Origin of the sequence: Corallococcus sp. AB030 (assembly GCF_003668965.1) — a bacterium.
Taxonomy (GTDB): domain Bacteria; phylum Myxococcota; class Myxococcia; order Myxococcales; family Myxococcaceae; genus Corallococcus; species Corallococcus exiguus.
Map to the genome: position 1 here is coordinate 1 of NZ_RAWQ01000019.1, position 15731 is coordinate 15731.

A 15731-nucleotide genomic window follows, 5' to 3' on the forward strand; every position below is an offset into this window, starting at 1 on the left:
GTCTGGCATTGGCGCACCTCCATGTGGGGTGTCCCTGCGGCTCTTCGGCAAAGGTGCGTCCCACGTCTGTCCATTGCCAGGCGGGGGGCCCCGGGGTCGCAGACACGGGTGGGGACGGACAGGGAGACAAGGTCCCGCAGGGCGTGTCGGCTCAGGCCTGCGGGAGGGGCAAGCGCGACGTACCGTTGGAGGTGGAGGTGGTTCAGATGCTCATCGTCGGCTCGGTGCTGGTGGGAATCCTGGTGATGATGCTGGTGATAGGTGGGGTCCTCGTGGGGGGTGTGCTCGCGCACAAGAACGCGCGCGAGGATGACGCGCGGTGGGCGAAGGAAGACGCGGAGCGCGCGTCACGGCGCGACCGGGACGAGTCCGGGCCCATGGGTGGGGAGCCCTTGCACGCGTGAAAGCGTGAGGTGCTTTCCTCGCGTGGGTGCGAGGATGCGCCGTGCGATTCGCGCTGCTGTCATTGCTGGTGGGGTGTGCGGGTGGGCCGGGCACCATTGTTGTCGAGTGGCCGGATGAGCACTCGGCCCGGCCTGTGGAGAGCCCGATGCCCGCAGGCGCGGCGCAGGCCGCGGTGGGCGCCGTTCGCGAGTTCGTCAGGACGAACCCCCGCCGGTTGTTTTCCGGCTGCGAGCATCCCGAGGACGGCCTCAACGTTTCGCTCTTCACGGGCCCGACACCAGGGCTCTACTACGTGCTGTTGGATCCCGACTTCGAGCGATGCGCGGGACCGCGCCGACGCATCCTGGATGGATGGTTCTTCTACGCCGTCACACCCCAGGGGGACGTGGTCGCGGAGTCACCGGGACCTCCGGATGAAGGCATACCTGCTGAGCCACCCCAGGTCCCAACGCCCGCGCCAGAGCCACAGGTTCCTGCTCCTATCGGGGACGCGGAGCGTAGTAACGGCGCAGCCAGCGGCTGAGGCCGTCCAGGCCGGGGAAGAGGACCCGCTCGGTGATGTTCGCCTGGTCGAGCTTGTCCCTGATCTCCCACTTGAGCCGCGCCGGCACCACCAGCCTGCGCACGCCCTGGTGCTGGTGCCCCAGGAACTCGTTCAGGCTCAGCCCCGGCCCGTTCATCACCGAGAACAGCGCGAACTGATTCACGATGCGCGCATCCAGCGACGGCGGCTCGAAGAACAAGACGAACGGATGCTCCCCCAACCCGTCGAACGTCGCCAGGTCCCCCGCCACCGTCGCCAGCATCTCCGCCGTGAACACGTCCGCCCCCTCCAACCGCAACTGCTCACGCAGCGGCCGGGGCAACTGCTGGTTCGTCTGGTGATAGTCCACGCACCACACGGCGCCGTCCTGCTCCAGCAGGTCCGTGCGCTCCGTCATGAAGTGCAGCGCCACGTAGGGACTGAACGTCCAATCCAACAGCCGCGTCGGCATCCCGTGATGCTGCGCCAGCGCCAGCCAGTCCCAGATGGACGTCAGCCGCTCCGTGCCCGGCACGCCTCGCGCGTACTTGCGGAAGGCCCGCAGCAGGTCCCGCTCCAACCGCACGAACGCCCCCTGACGGTTGAGCGTCGCCGTCAAATCCAACGTCGCGTCCGGAACGCCCCGGAACACGAAGCTCGTGCGGAACCGGCCCAGCGGCTCGTTCCATGAGCCCGCGAACACCAGGTCCTGCAACTCCAACCAGGATGTGACGCGATGCTCCTGCATCCGCTGCCCCCTCGCCGCCTGACAAGGTGGGCCCGGTCCTCCCGGAACGCAGGGGCCGGGCGCCCAGGACGCCCGGCCGGCTCAATCACAGGGATTGAAACAAAGACACCTACGGCTGCCCGAAGTTCGCGGGCTGCGTGAAGGCAAACGAGCTGGCGCCTGGTGCCTTGTCCTGCTGGAACATGGGGCACTTGGCGCAGGTGAAGCTCTCCCAGTCCTGACGGACCGCCACGTCGATGCAGCCGCCGTAGAAACGGCAGTGGACGTTGCGGTGGTCCTCGATGGAGAAGGTATCGGCCCGCAGCGGGAGGTGGAACTTGGTGGGACGCGGCTGTGGACAAGGCATTGGGTTCTCTCTAGCCCCCCTCGTGGGTGCTGATTCCCTCTACTGACTGGTGCGTCGCGTCATTCCCGGCAGTCCGTCGCCTGGACACTGAACGCTTGCACCCCGGCTCATCGCTGCCAGCAGAAGACCGTGTGGGTGCGACACATTCAAAAGGCACAACAGCCTAATGACGTCGGGCGTCCTTGGCCCGTCCCGCCAGGATGTCTGCCTTCACGCGGAGCAACCAGCCGGGCAGGCCGTCGGAATCTTCACGCCCGGAGCGCTTTCCCGCGAGAATGCGGCGCGTGAGCTCCCCCGCCGCCCGAACCCCCCGCGATTCCTCCCGCTGGCTGAGCGCCCTGGCCCTGCTGTCGCTCGTGCTGCTCAGCGGCTGTTCCGCCTTCTCCCGCGCGGTGCGCGAGGGCGACGGCGCCGTGAAGGAGCGCCACTGGGCGGAAGCCGAAGCCGCCTACCTGCGCGCCCTGGCCGCGGATCCGGAGGCCTCCGAAATCACCGTGAAGCTGCGCGCGGTGCGCAGGGAGTGGGGCGAGGAGGTGTACCAGGAGGCCGGCGCCGCCCACGCTTCCGGGGACCTGCCGTCCGCCACCAAGCTGCTGGTGCGCGTGCTGGAGCTGAACCCCGACCATGAAGGGGCCCGCGCGCTGCTCGCCCAGACGCTGGATGCGCGCGTCCAGGTGGCCCTGGGGCTGCTCAAGGAGGAGAAGCTCCAGGACGCTCGAGCGGAGCTGGACGCGGTGCTGGCCGTGGCGCCGGACCACGTGAACGCTCGCAAGGGCGTGGACGCCGTACAGGTGGCGTGGGCCAGGCGCTTCTTCGCCAGCGCGGAGACGCTGGAGAAGGCAGGCAAGCTGGGCAACGCGCTGGTGGCCTACGTGCGCGCGGACCAGGAGCGCGTGGGTGCCACCGCCGCCCGTGAGCGCGCGGAGTCCGTGCGGCAGCGGCTGCGCGACGAGGTGGCCTTCCTGGTGGTGGCCACGCCCGTGGAGGACAACGCCCAGGCCCCCGACGTCGCCCAGCGGCTGAGCGCGGGACGGCTGGCCTCGGCGCTCCCCACGAAGCTGCCCCTGAAGGTCGTGACGGAGGCGCCCCCGGGCCGCGTGGGCGTGAAGCTGGACCTGTCCCTGGAGCGAGTGCTGCCGCTCAAGGCGGTGGAGGATTCGCAGCGCAGCCAGCGCTACCTCGCGGGCAACCGCTCCGTGCCCAACCCCAAGCGCGGCGACTACGAGAAGAAGCTGCTGGAGGCGGAGCGCACCCTGGAGGGCGTGGAGCGCAAGCAGGCCGCCGTGCTGCGCGAGTACCTCAAGGCCCAGTTGGAGCTGGGCACGCTGCGCGACGTCGCCGAACGCTGCCGTGAGCGGGAGAAGCGCGAGTGCCGCGCGGCCATCCAGGAGTGCGGCGAGGAGGCCCGCGACGCGAAGAGCCCGGGCAAGGTGCCTGGCGAGTGCGACCCGGAGCGCTGCTCGGGCCAGTGCACCCAGGATGAGGGCCTGATGTCGATGAAGTCCAAGGCGGCGCGCGTGCTGGAGGTGGCCGTGCAGGTGGCCCTGGACAAGGCGGAGACCCAGCGCACCGAGGTGCAGCGCAACCGCGACTCCGTCTTCCGCGAGCCCATCACCGTGGAGGAGCCCATGTATTCGGACTTCGTCTACGACGTGCAGCTGCACCGGCTCACCGTGACGGCCACGGTGACGTCGGTGATGCGCGACCTCTTGACGCCCCAGCAGGTGCCCGCGCCCAACACGCAGGACTACGCGGTGCTGCACGAGGACCTGGCGCACAAGGGCTATGACCGCTACGGCGTGCTCGCGGACCCCGTGCAGCTGCGCAACGAACTGGAGCTGCGCGTGGACGCGGGCGACAAGGCCGTGGCGGACGTGGCGAAGCACGTGAAGGAGCGCTTCGACCTGTACCGCGGCAAGCGCGTGGAGGACGCCCGGCGCGGCATGGTGCGCCCCGGCGCGGAGGACGTGGTGGAGACCGCCGTGCGCGCGCTGCTGCTCACCGCGGACGCGCCCCCGCAGGACATCCTCCAGCCCGTCGCCCGCGCGCGCGGCCTCACGAAGCCGGAAGCCCTGCTCGGCGTGGGGCCGTAGTCCGCCGTACCTGCCTCACCCGGCGCGGTGCGCTCCGGCTTCGCGCCAGGGCGCCCGCCGCGCCCTTCAGTCCAGGCTGGCGCTCATCTCCGGGCGCTCCAGCCGCAGCGTCTCCACCCGGCGCCTGCGCGCTCCCGCGATGGTCAGGTGCCACGCGGCCGCGGCCAGGCCCACGCAGAAGCAGCCCGCCCACAGCGCGGTGGCACCCACGTGGCCCAGCATCGCTCCTCCCAACGCGGGGGCGATGCTGGACGCCAGGCCCCACATCATGTGGTACGCGCCCTGGTAGCTGCCGCGCAGCTCCGCCGGCGCCAGGTCCGCCACCACCGACGGCGCCACCGGCGAGTGGACGATTTCGCCCAGCGTCCACACCGCCACGGCCGCCATCGCGAGCGGCACGGTGGCTGGCAGCGCGTGCAGCCCGAAGCCCACGGCGGTGAGCACGCCCGCCACCGCCAGCGCGGTGGAGCGGCGCACCCGGCCCACGCCTCGCACGACGAACGGCTGGAGCGCGACGATGAGCACGCCGTTGACGGACATCACCAGCCCGTACTGGGCGGGCGTCAGGCCCTGCTGGGTCAGCGTCACCGGCAGGCTCATGAAGCTCTGGTGGAAGAGCAGGGCCAGCGCGAACACCGGCAGGCAGAAGGCCAGGTACACGCTGTCACGGAAGGGCGTCAGCACCGCCCCCAGCGGGGAGTGCTCCGCGTGCGCCGCTCGAGCCTCCGGGGGCCGCGTCTCCGGCACGAACGCCCAGACGCAGCAGCCGTAGAGGAACGTGGTCACCGCGTCCGCGATGAAGAGCAGCCGGTAGCCCATCCCCGCGAGCAGGCCCGCCAACGGCAGCGCGATGGCGAAGCCCAGGTTGATGACCCAGTAGAGCAACCCGTACGCGCGCGCCCGGTCCCGGGGCGGCACCAGGTCCGCCACCGCCGCGGACACCGCCGGCCGGTACAGGTCCCCCAGGATGCCCAGGAGGAAGGCCGCCACCGCGATGCGCCCCGGCGTCTCCGAGTGGCCGATGAGCAGCATGGCCCCCGACCCCAGCCACAGGCCCCCCGCGAGCGTCAGCCGCCGGCCCACCCGGTCCGCGAGCATGCCCCCCAGCGGCGCCGCCAGCACCGCGCCCGCGCCGTTGAGCGCCACGATGAAGCCCGCCTGCTCGATGCTGAAGCCGCGCTCGCGCGTGAGGTAGAGCGCCAGGAACGGCGCGACGAAGGACCCCAGCCGGTTCACGAAGGTGCCCACCCACAGGACCCAATACGTCCGTGGCAGGCCACCCCCGCCCAGCGCTCTCAACACCGTGGCAACGGGATTCATGGCGGGATGTCCGACGGACGTGGAGAGGAGGGACTGACCGCGGGCGCGCGCCAGCATGCGCTCGCGCCCCGCGCGTTTCCATGCGCCCTCTGGCTCACACGGGCGGTTGGAGCCTCATGCATTCCAGTCGCGCGCGAAACGCGACTTCCCCGGCCGCACCTTCATGGCGCTGGACATCGCTGGCGGGCTCCTCCAGGTTGCCGCGCCAATCCACACCCTGGAAGGCGGGACGCAAGGCGGGCATGGGGCAGGTCATCGGACTTCTGGGGGTGTGCCTCGTCTTGGGCGTGCTGGCGCGACGCAGTGGCCGGTTCCCCGAAGGGACGGCGCCCGCGTTCAACGTCTTCCTCCTCAACGTGTCGCTGCCGGCGCTGGTGCTGCGCGCCATGCATCGGCTGGAGTTCGCGCCCGGGCTGGTGGTGGCCGCCGCGGCGCCGTGGCTGCTCTTCGTGGGGGCGGTGCTCTTCCTTCGCCTGCTCGGGCCCCGGCTGGGGCTGTCGCGCGAGTCGGTGACGGCGCTCATCCTCACCGCGGGGCTGGGCAATACGGCCTTCGTGGGCCTGCCCATGGCCGCCGCGCTCCTGGGGCCCTCGAGCGTGCCGGTGGCGGTGGTGGCGGATCAGCTGGGCTCGTTCCTGGTGCTGGCGACGCTCGCCACGCTGACGGCGGCGAGGGCCAGCGCCCGGACGGAGCTGTCCGTGCGCACACTCGCTCGCAAGGTGGTGGGGTTCGCCCCGTTCCAGGCGCTGGTGCTGGCGCTGCTCCTGCGCCCCTTTCCCTTCCCGGACTGGCTGGAATCCGTGCTGCAGCGGCTGGGCGACCTGCTCACGCCGCTGGCGCTGTTCGTCGTGGGCTTCCAGCTGCGGCTGAAGGGGCTCTGGCCACGTGTGCCGGCGCTCGCGCTGGGGCTGTCCTACAAGCTGGTGCTCGCGCCGCTGGCGGTGCTGGGCTTGCTGATGCTCATGCCCGGGCTTGAGCTGGTGGTGAGGCAGACCACGGTGCTGCAAATCGCCATGGCGCCCATGGTGACGGCGGCCATCCTCGCCGCCGAGCACGACCTGGACGCGGACCTGGCGGTGCTGATGGTGGGCGTGGGCATTCCGCTGTCGTTCGCCACCGCGCCGCTGCTCCTGTCCCTGGTGCACTGACGCCCGTGCGGCACGGGCGTCAGGCGATTCGTTTCAGGCGAGCGCCGTGGTCTCGAAGGAGAGCTCGACGCCATTGGGCTTCACGCGCATCTGTGGACGCGACAGCACATGGCAGTGCGGGCAATAGCCGTGAGCACCCGCTGGCGTGGCCCGGATGGAGACCGCGCCGCCACACATCATGCAGCCCTCGGGAAGATCGAAGTCCGCGAACCGCTCTCCGCTCTGGGTCTCGAATTGGGTCATGCCATTGAGTTAACGCAGGATCTGCCCGACACAAGCAGACCGGTTCCCTCCCCGCGAGGACCCGGTATGGCGCCTTGCCCCACCTTTCGGGCACAGAAGACGGCCCTTCAAGGCAGCCTGCAAAGGTTACCGGCCGATCTCCGACTGCTCACCCGGCGACAACGCAACCTCTTGAGCGGGCTGGCGAGCGCTGGCACGGGGATTTCATAGCGCACCCCCTCGGACAGCAACGGGACGGGGGAGGTGCGGGATGGGTGTAGGGAACACAGTGAAGGTCATGTGCGACCGGAAGGGCTGGCGGGTGGAGGTGGCGCACTCGGCGGGCGTGCGGCGCTACCGGTACGGCAGCGAGTCCCAGGCGCGTTATTTCGCGGCGGTGTTCGAGCTGGGGCCGAGCGTGCTGCCCCCCAAGAACCACGCGCGAAGGCGGCAGGAGCCCTGCTTGGCTCTACCCAATGAGGTCTCTTTCGGAGAGGCTTGGCTGCATGAGTGATGCTCCCAAGCCCAAGCCCTTCATCCTCCCCAACCGGCAGCACGTCACCAAGGAGCCGGATCCGGGCGGCCGTTGGTCCGCGCAGTTCCCGGAGATGATTGGTTACACCAGCCAGGGCGGCGGCAAGGTGCCGGCCGACTTCGGGTGGAACACCAACCCCAAGCAGTGGCAGGAAGAGCTGACGCCGCAGACGCTGGCGGAGCGCTTCGAGGAGCTGCGCATCCTGCCTCCGAAGAAGGACGCCCCCGCGCTGCCCGCGCCGGCCACGCCCGCGAAGCCCTGAAGCTCCGGGTGATTCGCCTGGCCGTCCGCTTCCAGGGCCCCGGAGGTTCCCGGGCCCCGTGGAGGCGTGAGGCCCGCTAGCTGAACGGCAGACTGGCCAGCCGCTCGCGGAAGCGGGCGAGCAGGTCTCTCGCGCCGGCCTCGTTGAGCCCCTCCGAGGCCTCCTGACGGCCCTTGCGCAGGAAGACGTCGAAGGGCGCCGAGCGGCCCGAGAGCGCGCCCGCCGCCGCCACCGCCTCCTCCAGGACCCGCGCCGCGCCCGAAGAGCCCAGCTCCAGGTGCATGTCCACCTGCTCCAGCCGGGCGCTGCTCGCGGCCCACACCGCTCGGTCGTGCACGGTGAGCCACGCGCGGGTCAGCTCCTCCATCGCGTCCTCCATCAGCGCGAGGAAGGGCTCCACCATCCCGGGCAGCACCTCCGGCCCCAGGGCGGACTGCGTGCCCGCTTCGCGCAGCCGGCCTCGCGCCGCGACGATTTCGCGCTTGGTGGGCGTCTTCAGCGCGAGCGACGCGGGCAGGGACACGAACGCGGCCAGGCTCTCCTCGGCCTGCCTCGCCAGCGCGGGCCGCTGGGCGTCCGTGGCCTTCGCGGCGCGCTCCAGCCGGCCCTGCAGTGAGCGGCGCAGGTCCGCCGCGGCGCCTCGCAGGGCCACGCGCGCGCCCACCTGGTTCGTGTAGCCGGGCACCACGTCCTCGCGGCGCACGTCCGCGAAGGCCGCGGCGGTGAGGTACACGAGGTCGCCGATGCGGTTGCGGAAGTCCGCGCGCGACGCGGCCAGCTCCGACATCAGCGTCCAGCGGTCGCTCACCACCTCTGGCCGGCGCATCTGCACGCCCAGCTCCTGCACGCGCTTGGACAGGCGCTCCGCGCTGGCGTGCAGCACGGCCTCCGCTTCCTGCGACAGGCGCTCGTCGGAGCTCGCGGGCGGCGGGGCCCAGCCGCCGTCGTTGGACGCGGCGGGGCGCGCGGGCGGCGGGAAGGCGTCGCGGATGGCGGCCACCAGCTTGTTGACGTCCGTCAGCGTCTCGCCGATGGCGGGCGCCATGGTCTCCCACAACGACAGGTCCGCGGCGTCGTCGGGTTCGGCGGTGGTGGGCTCGTACTTCACGATGCTCAGGTGCCCCAGCCGGTCGATGGCGACCGCGGCCGCCTGGTAGACCTTGCGAAGCCGCGTCGCGAAGTCGCGGTCCATCAACGCTTCGAGCAGCGCATCCAGGCGGGGCGGCAGGGCATCCTGCGGGGGACGGTTCTTCGAAACGACCATGACGCATCACCCTAGCTCAGCCGCCCGACGGATACGTCAACGGGGGGAGGTGGGGACCGGCTCCGCGCTTTCCGGCGTACAGTGGAAAGACGGGGAGAAAACGCATGACAGGTGGCATCCAGCGCCGGCGATGGGTGGCCGGCGGGCTCGGGCTGTTGTTTCTGGGGGGAGGCCTGGCCTTCATGGCTTCCGGGCGGTGTCTGTCCGCCTGGATGTTCCAGGGCGTGGAGGTGCCCGCGTGTCCGGACGGCGAGCTCCGCCAGACGGTGAGCATGTCCGCCAGCGGGCTCGCGCGGGGAGGCTCCAGCAGGGTGACGGTCTGGGCACAGGCGCACGGCATGGACGCGGAGGGCCGCGAACTCGAGGCCCTCGTGGGTCGCGGCACGGCGGCGCTGTTCCTGGTGGACGCGGCCGGCAAGGAGACGCCGCTGCCGCTGGATGCCAAGGGCCGCTGGGAGCGCGAAGACTCCGGTGCCCTGTCGGCGCCGGTGACGCTGCCCGCGGTGCCGGACGGCGACTACCAGCTGCGCGCACGCCTCACCACGCCGCTGGGCACCGGCACGGTGGACGCGGCGCTGCCCCTGTACGCGCCCGCGCGGGTGCGCGTGCTGACGGACCGGCCCCTCTACGAGCCCGGGCACCGGGTGCGCTTCCGCGCGGTGGCGCTGCGCGCGAAGGACCTGTCGCCGCTCGATGGACGGCCGGGGACGTGGAAGGTGATGGACCCCTCCGGCGAGGTGGTGCTGGAGGAGCGCGCGCCCGCGGGCAGCTGGGGCGTGGTGGCGGGGGACTTCCCGTTGGACCGGGGCGCGCCCACGGGCACGTGGTCGGTGGCGTGGACCAGCGGTGGCGCCTCCGGTGACGCGACCTTCACGGTGGAGCCCTTCACGCTGCCGCGCCTGCGGATGGAGGCGAAGAGCCCCCGGCCCTTCTGGCGCGCCAACGACACGCCGGAGGTGACGGGGCAGGTGTCCTACGCGTCCGGCGCGCCGGTGGCGGACACGGACGTGACGCTGGCGTGGAGCCACGCGGGCGCATGGCCTCCTCCGACGGAGTGGCTCCGGGGCGAGCTGCCCACGAAGGCGCGCACGGATGCCGCCGGCCGCTTCCGCGTGACGCTGCCGCGCGTGCCCCAGGACCTGCGCGGCCAGGCCACGCTGAGCGCGAGCCTGGAGGCGAAGGACCCCACGGGCGAGCCGGTGCGCGGCGGCGTGTCGCTCCTCCTGTCCGAGGACGCGGTGGCCGTGTCCTCCGTGACGGAGCTGGAGGACGGTCTGGTGGCGGGCTTCAGCAACCGCGTCTACCTGCGCGCCACCACCGCGTCGGGCCAGGTGCTGCCGGGCGCGGAGGTGATGGTGACGCGCGCGTGGGACCCGCGCGACAAGGGCGTGAGCGCGGTGGCGGACGAGGACGGCGTGGCCGCCTTCCAGTTGGACCCCGGCCCCGCGGTGAACGTGGTGGTGCCGCCGCTGCCGGTGCGCGTGCAGCCGCGTCCGCCGCCCGTGTCGCTCGCGTCGTCGCGGGATCTGCTGGGCACTCAGGGAGGGCAGTCGTCGCTGGAGGATCAGCTCGCGCTGGAGCGGTTGCTGCCGGTGCTGCATCCCTGCGCGCGCTTCGTCAGCCCGTCCTCCGGCGCCTCCATGGCGGAGTTCGTGGTGCGGGTGGGCGCGTCCGGGCAGGTGCTGGACGTGGCCGGCGCGGAGGAGGGGTTGGAGGCGTGCATGGCGTCGGCGCTGCGTGCGCGGGGACTGCCGGCGCGCGCGGAGCGGATGCTCCAGCTGCGCTTCCAGGTCATGGATCCAGGCCTGCCCTCGATTCGCTGGAACACGCAGGTCGCCTTCGGGGACGAGCGGGGCGTGAGCGAGGGGCTGACGGTCGCCGCGCTGGATGCGCGCTCGTGCCTGCCGCCCACGCTGGACCGCGCCGTGGCGGTGCCCGGCGTGATGACGTGGCGGCGGTGGGCGGACAAGCCGGAGCTGGCGCTGTCCTGGGTGGCGGAGCCCGCGACGGATGACGCGCTCCCGGCTGCGGTGCTGGCGTGCGTGAAGGAGCGCTTCGCGCGCATCCGCGTTCCGGCGTCGACGCAGGCGGAGCTGCTGGCGGGACGCAGGCCGTCGGAGGCCATGGGCGTGGTGCGCTTCATCACGCAGCCGACGTACGGCGGCAACGGCATTCCCCGGCCGCCCCAGGCCACCACGTTCCTGGGCTACGAGTTGAAGGTCCGCGCGAAGTGGGACGGCCAGGACATGGGGGAGACGAAGTTCGTGCTGCGCCCCGCGCGCCTGCCGCCGCTGCGCCTCCGCATGACGCCGGTGCTGGCGAAGGCGGGCGAGTCCGTGAAGGTGGAGCTGCTGCGCGGCCCCGGCTTCACGGGCGAGCTGCCCAAGACGCTGGAGCTGGTGGCGGGGCCGACGCGCCTGAAGGAGAAGCTGGACGCGGCCACGCGCTCCGCGCACTTCACGTTGCCCAAGGACTTCGAGGGCTGGGCGCAGGTGGAGGGCGTGGCGGCGACCGCGCGCGTGTATGTGGCGCCTCGCGCATCGCTGACGGTGGAGGTGTCTCCGGACAAGCCCGCGTACGCGCCCGGGGAGCTGGCGCGTCTCCAGGTCCACACGCGCGTGGACGGCAAGGACGGCGAGGCGGCGGTGGGCCTCTTCGGCGTGGACGAGACGCTGTCCCAGCTGGCGCCGCTGCCGGGCGCGGATGCGCTGGACGGGCTGAGGCCTTCTCCGTCGGTGGCCACGCCGGCCTTCGGCGTGCTGGACGGCCAGGCGCTGGCCATGGGGCGCATCCGGGGCGCGAACGCGGCCGCGGCGGCGCTCTTGCGCGTGACGGCGGTGCCCACGCTGGAGGATGTGGAGACGCCCCTGTCGGCGAGCGCCACGAGCCCCTTCTCCCCGGACGCGGAGCTGACGGAGCCCTTCTACGCGGTGCTGACGGAGCTGCACGCGCGCACGCGCAAGTGGGAGGAGACCGCGCCCGAGGGTGAGACGTTGGACCCCGCGGGGCTCGCGCGGCTGTGGGCGGAGTCGCTGGCCGCGTGCGAGCAGCGCGGGCAGAAGGTGACGGATGCGTTCGGCCGCAAGCTGCGGTTGTCGCGGTTGCCGGAGGACCTGCTGGCCCTCACGGATCCTCGCGCGGTGGTGGTGAATGGAACGCGGTTGCCGGAGGACGTCGTGAACTGGGGCGCGTGGGTCGCCCGGGAGGCGCCATGAAGCAGCGCTCGTGGATGTCCGGGGCGGTGGGCCTCGGGGTGGGGTTCGTGCTGGGCGGGGTGATGATCGCGGTGGTGACGGGGGAGTCGGTCCGCCGCCTCATGGGGAGCTCCGCCGCGGCGCTCGCGGGGGATGAGTTCGTCGCGACCAAGAGCTCGCCAGGCTCCGGCGATGAGGGTCTGCAGCGCAAGACGATGAAGAGCTTCGGGTCGGCGAACTCGTATGACGACGAGTCCGTCGGTTCACGGGGAGGCGGCGGACCGGCCCAAGCTCCGATGGCCGCGGCACCCGTGATGGAGATGGCGGCACCTCCTCCGGAGCCGGAGATGGAGGAAGGGGGCGTCAGCAAGGACCGCGACGGCGCGGCGGCGGCGCCCACCCGCGCGTGGTTCCCGGAGACGTTCCTCTTCGAACCGCTGGTGGTGACGGACGCGAACGGCTCGGCGACGGTGCCGGTGCGCGTGCCGGACCGGCTGACGCAGTGGCGGGTGCTGGCGCTCGCGCACTCTCGCTCCGGCGCGCAGGCGGGGGCGGTGACGTCCTTCGCGGGCACGCTGCCCACGTACGTGGATCCGGTGCTGCCGCCCTTCCTGCGCGCGGGCGACACGGTGCGCCTGCCGGTGCAGGTGGTGAACACCACGGACAAGGCCGTGGAGGCCTCGCTCAAGGTGGACGTGAAGGGCGCGCAGGTGGAGGCCGGCGCTCGCACGGTGCGGGTGCCCGCGCGCGGCAGCGTGGTGGAGTTGGTGACGGTGAAGGCCGGAGGCGCGGGGCCGGTGACGCTGCGCGCCTCGCTGGGGGACACGGACGCGGTGGTGCGCGACTTCGACGTGTGGGCCACCGGTCAGCCCGTGGTCCAGACGCGCGGCGGTTCGCTGGCGGCGCCGCGCACGCTGTCCCTGGTGGGCCCCGCCGACGCACAGGCCGGCAGCGAGAGGGTGCGCTTGCAGGTGTACCCGGGCGCGCTGGGCATGGTGCGCGCGGAGCTGGCGGCGGTGGAGCGCCGTCCCGTGGACGTGGCCGGGGACGCGTACGCGTTGCTGCTCGCGGGCCAGGCGCCGGAGCTCTTGAAGTCGCTGGGCGAGACGGCGGACCCCGCTGCGCTGAAGGCGCTGTCGCTGGTGGCGACGCAGCGGGTGCTGCGCGCGGCGCGAGCGCCGTCGATAGAGGTGGCGACGCGGCTCGCGGAGGGCGCGCTGGCCCACCCGGACAACCCGGTGCTCGCGCGGCTGGGCGAGCGGCTGGTGGCGCAGGTGGCCCAGGCGCAGCGGCCGGATGGCACCTGCCAGGGCGGTGAGGGCTGGACGCTCCAGCGGCTGCTGGTGGCGACGGCGAACTGCGCCCGCACGGTGCGCGCGGCGCAGGGCACCCCGGAGGGCAAGCAGCGCGCGGCGGCCTTCACCGTGCGCGCGTCGGGCGTCTTCGAGCGCTACCTGCCGCAGGTGAAGGACGGCTACACGGCGGCGGTGCTGCTGGCGGAGGGCTCCGCGGAGGGCGGCGTGGCGGACGCCCTGCGCACCCGCGTGCGCGAGGCGCTGAAGACCGGCACGGACGGCACCGCGTGGCTGCCGGTGGAGCCGGACACGGTGCGCGCGGACGGGGAGATGCCCTCGGAGGCGGAGGCCACGGCGATGGCGGTGCTCGCCCTCCAGGGTGATGCGAAGGCGCCGCTCGCGGACCTGGGCGCCTGGCTGCTCGCGCACTACACGCCGGGCCTGGGCTGGGGGGATGGGCAGGCCAACCGCGTGGGGCTGCGCGCGGCGCTGGCCCTCTTCAAGGATCCGCTGCCTGCCCAGGTGCGTGTGTCGGTGGCGCGCGACGGACAGGTCGTCACGGAGGGCACCTACGACACGAAGGCGTTGCGCGAAGTGCTGGCGCTGGAGGCCGCGGCGCCGGGCTCGGCGGGGTCGCACACGTGGACCGTGCGCGCGGAGCCCGCGGTGCCGGGGCTGGGCTTCTCCCTGGCGCTGTCCGCGGCGGTGCCCTGGAAGAGCGAGGTGAAGGGTGGCCTGCAGCTGGCCGTGACGGGGCCGAAGGAGGCGCGCGTGGGACAACTGACGAACGTGCGCGTCCAGGTGGGTGCGCCGTCCTCGTTGCCGCTGCGCTTCCAGCAGGAGCTGCCCGCGGGTGTGCAGGTGGATCCCGCGAGCCTGGCCGCGCTCGTGGCGTCCGGACAGGTGACCTCCTGGGATGTGCAGGATGGTGCGTTGTCCTTGGACCTTTCTCCCAGGGAGCAGGGCGCGCTGGTGCAGGTGGAGTTCCGCGTGCTGCCCACGCTCGCCGGGACGTTGCAGGCGGGCGCGGCGCGACTGGGTGTGCCTGGCCGGCCGGACATCACCGCGTCGTTGCCGCCCACCACCTGGGCGGTGCGCTGAATCCCTCCGGCGCTGTGTGTGGGGTCATTCTCCACTCACGGCGCCGGTACAGGACCCTTCCGTCTGGCCTCGGGTGCGAGTGGAATGCGCGCCGGAAGCGCGGCAGGGGCCCGTCCCGCCGGGCGCCCCCCGCCCGGTGCAATCGCTGCCCGCATGCGTACACTTCAAAGTGCACGGCGGAGATGCATCGCGCGCGGCAGCGAGGAGACGGATGGAGCTTGAAGGCTCCGAACAGGAGGAACTGACCCACGCTCTCCTGGGCGCGTTCACCTCGGTGGAGGAGCTCCTCCGGATGGTCGAGGTGAAATGCGGCCGCAGCCTGGTGCCCCCCGTCGAACGGGAGGGGGCGGCGCGGGCCCGGGCGCTCGTGCGCACGGCGGAGGCGGAGGGGTGGACGGACGTGCTGGTGCGCGGCGCGCAAGCGGCGGCGCCAGGCCATCCGCGCATCCGCCGTTTCCTGCAGGGCTACCTGTCCTCCGTGCAGCGCAGCGTGTCCGGCAGTGCCCTGGCGCGCATCGTCCAGCAGTCCAGGCTGGCGCTGACGCCGCAGGCCTGGCGCGACCGGTTGACCACGCTGTCTCGGCGCGTGTGCCGCGTGGAGCTGGAGGGCGGCCGCGCGTTGGGCACGGGCTTCCTGGTGGCGCCGGATATCGTGCTGACGAACTCGCACGTCATCGAGCACCGGCTGCTGGAGGCGCTGCGCGTGCGCTTCGACCTGAAGGTGCTGCCGGACCGCATCGCGGTGCATCCCGGCCGGGTGTACGCGGTGACGGCGTGCCTGGCGCAGAGTCCGCACAGCCCGGCGGACCTGATGCACCCGCGTCCGCGCGAGGCCACGCGCGACGAGCTGGACTACGCCTTCCTGCAGATCCAGGACGCCCCGGGCGAGGACCGGGTGGGGGACGGGCCGCGCGGCTTCGTCCCGCTGGCCCCGTCGTCGCCCACGGCGTTCGAGCCCGGCGCGCTGGCGCTCGTGGTGCAGCACCCGAAGGGCCGGCCCATGCAGGTGGCGCTGGACACGTTCCAGACGGTCAACCGCTCCCAGACGCGAGTCACGTACTGCACCAACACGCACCCGGGTTCGTCCGGGTCGCCGTGCTTCACGCCGGACCTGGAGCTGGTCGCGCTGCACCACAGCGGAGACCCGCGCCCCGGCCACGAATCCGCCGAGGACGACGAGGGCATCCCCCTGGACGCCATCCGCGGGAGCCTGTCCGGGAGCGTGCTGCGCCGCCTGGGCTGGGAGTGAAATAACGCGTGGACGCGCATGCGAGC

General features: G+C 72.5%; 14 protein-coding genes. 9 read left to right on the top strand and 5 right to left on the bottom strand.

From position 1 onward, the window contains the following. The first annotated feature begins 206 nt into the window (after window positions 1-206). On the top strand, window positions 207-404 hold the full coding sequence (locus D7Y15_RS07100) for a hypothetical protein (protein WP_148712715.1): 198 nt from the start codon (window positions 207-209) through the stop codon (window positions 402-404). 41 nt (window positions 405-445) lie between these two features. Continuing rightward, window positions 446-928, top strand: coding sequence for a hypothetical protein (locus D7Y15_RS07105; RefSeq protein ID WP_233597522.1), 483 nt, complete (start codon window positions 446-448; stop codon window positions 926-928). Here D7Y15_RS07105 and D7Y15_RS07110 read toward each other — a convergent pair. Next, window positions 885-1676, bottom strand: coding sequence for an FRG domain-containing protein (locus D7Y15_RS07110; protein WP_120581468.1), 792 nt, complete (start codon window positions 1674-1676; stop codon window positions 885-887). The two genes, D7Y15_RS07105 and D7Y15_RS07110, sit on opposite strands and share 44 nt — an antisense overlap. A gap of 109 nt (window positions 1677-1785) precedes the next feature. Continuing rightward, window positions 1786-2022 (bottom strand): hypothetical protein, encoded by a 237-nt coding sequence (locus D7Y15_RS07115; protein WP_120581469.1) that lies wholly within the window; start codon window positions 2020-2022, stop codon window positions 1786-1788. Window positions 2023-2297: 275 nt separating this feature from the next. On the opposite strand from D7Y15_RS07115, the gene traC reads away from it, so the two are divergent. Continuing rightward, complete coding sequence (traC, locus tag D7Y15_RS07120; RefSeq protein WP_121752082.1) at window positions 2298-4115, top strand: outer membrane exchange accessory lipoprotein TraC; 1818 nt, start codon at window positions 2298-2300, stop codon at window positions 4113-4115. Window positions 4116-4181: 66 nt separating this feature from the next. Here traC and D7Y15_RS07125 read toward each other — a convergent pair whose 3' ends face one another. Continuing rightward, window positions 4182-5435 (bottom strand): MFS transporter, encoded by a 1254-nt coding sequence (locus tag D7Y15_RS07125; RefSeq protein WP_121752118.1) that lies wholly within the window; start codon window positions 5433-5435, stop codon window positions 4182-4184. 242 nt (window positions 5436-5677) lie between these two features. On the opposite strand from D7Y15_RS07125, the gene D7Y15_RS07130 reads away from it, so the two are divergent. Continuing rightward, complete coding sequence (locus D7Y15_RS07130) at window positions 5678-6583, top strand: AEC family transporter (RefSeq protein ID WP_121752083.1); 906 nt, start codon at window positions 5678-5680, stop codon at window positions 6581-6583. A gap of 33 nt (window positions 6584-6616) precedes the next feature. Here D7Y15_RS07130 and D7Y15_RS07135 read toward each other — a convergent pair whose 3' ends face one another. Next, a complete protein-coding gene (locus tag D7Y15_RS07135) occupies window positions 6617-6826 on the bottom strand; it encodes a hypothetical protein (protein WP_014393545.1) in 210 nt (69 codons plus the stop codon). 277 nt (window positions 6827-7103) lie between these two features. On the opposite strand from D7Y15_RS07135, the gene D7Y15_RS07140 reads away from it, so the two are divergent. Further along, window positions 7104-7319, top strand: a complete 216-nt coding sequence (locus D7Y15_RS07140; protein ID WP_233597148.1) for a hypothetical protein — start codon at window positions 7104-7106, stop codon at window positions 7317-7319. Further along, on the top strand, window positions 7312-7602 hold the full coding sequence (locus D7Y15_RS07145; RefSeq protein WP_120578238.1) for a hypothetical protein: 291 nt from the start codon (window positions 7312-7314) through the stop codon (window positions 7600-7602). Before D7Y15_RS07140 ends, D7Y15_RS07145 begins: the two co-directional genes overlap by 8 nt. 76 nt (window positions 7603-7678) lie before the next feature. Here the strand turns inward: D7Y15_RS07145 and D7Y15_RS07150 are convergent, their stop codons facing one another. Then, entirely contained in the window at window positions 7679-8866 is a 1188-nt protein-coding gene (locus D7Y15_RS07150) for a hypothetical protein (RefSeq protein ID WP_120598931.1), read from the bottom strand. Between the two features lie 104 nt (window positions 8867-8970). Here D7Y15_RS07150 and D7Y15_RS07155 point away from each other — a divergent pair, with 104 nt between their 5' ends. From D7Y15_RS07155 to D7Y15_RS07165, 3 genes are all read left to right on the top strand, one after another. Beyond that, window positions 8971-12081, top strand: coding sequence for an MG2 domain-containing protein (locus D7Y15_RS07155; protein ID WP_121752084.1), 3111 nt, complete (start codon window positions 8971-8973; stop codon window positions 12079-12081). Further along, on the top strand, window positions 12078-14456 hold the full coding sequence (locus D7Y15_RS07160; protein ID WP_199745893.1) for an alpha-2-macroglobulin family protein: 2379 nt from the start codon (window positions 12078-12080) through the stop codon (window positions 14454-14456). The genes D7Y15_RS07155 and D7Y15_RS07160 overlap by 4 nt, the downstream gene beginning before the upstream one ends. 211 nt (window positions 14457-14667) lie before the next feature. After that, complete coding sequence (locus D7Y15_RS07165) at window positions 14668-15705, top strand: trypsin-like peptidase domain-containing protein (RefSeq protein ID WP_120578235.1); 1038 nt, start codon at window positions 14668-14670, stop codon at window positions 15703-15705. Window positions 15706-15731: the final 26 nt, after the last annotated feature.